Annotated in this window: 1 protein-coding gene; it reads right to left on the minus strand. The window is 35.2% G+C overall.

The genetic code is table 11. The features are described from left to right. Positions 1-453: Gfo/Idh/MocA family protein (locus AC1DWB_RS36895; protein WP_477545991.1), on the minus strand; the 453-nt coding region annotated here is incomplete at its 3' end. Between the last annotated feature and the right edge of the window lie 178 nt (positions 454-631).

Here is a 631-nt window from a genome sequence, read left to right on the forward strand (position 1 = left end):
CCGCACAGTTGCATTCACATGGCTTATTTTACCGAATTTTCCACCAGTAATATATTCCTTTGTTTTTTTTATTGCAGGTCGAAACCGGTTCGGATGAACGACCGATAAATGTACCGCATTTTTTTCGCACTCTGTAATGATTTCTTGTGCTTCTTCTAATTTTAAAGTTATAGGTTTTTCAACTATAACGTGTTTTCCGTTTCTTGCTGCATCTAAGGCGAGTCTGTGATGAACACCACTAGGAGTACAAATAATTACTACATCCACTTCAACTGATGAAATTAGATCTTCTAAGGATAAAAAACCATTTACACCATTTGCATTAGAGAATTCTTTGACTCTATCAGGGTTATTATCACAAACGGCCACCAATTTAGCTGATAGAGTTTTTTCAATTGCTTCAACATGCTTCATTGCAATATGGCCACACCCAACAATCGCAAAATTAATCACAGGTTTTCATCCCCCTCTAAAGTAACAAACCCATCACATTCAATCATGCAATGAGTTGTAAAAAATTATGCGTCATACTTCCTTAAAGAATCAGATTTAGTAGAGCCCTGCCAATATCGTTTTATAAAAGTTATTAACACTCCAAAAATGATGCCCACAAATGAAGCAATTATTATAT

Source organism: Paenibacillus sp. P4_E11 (assembly GCF_056401635.1).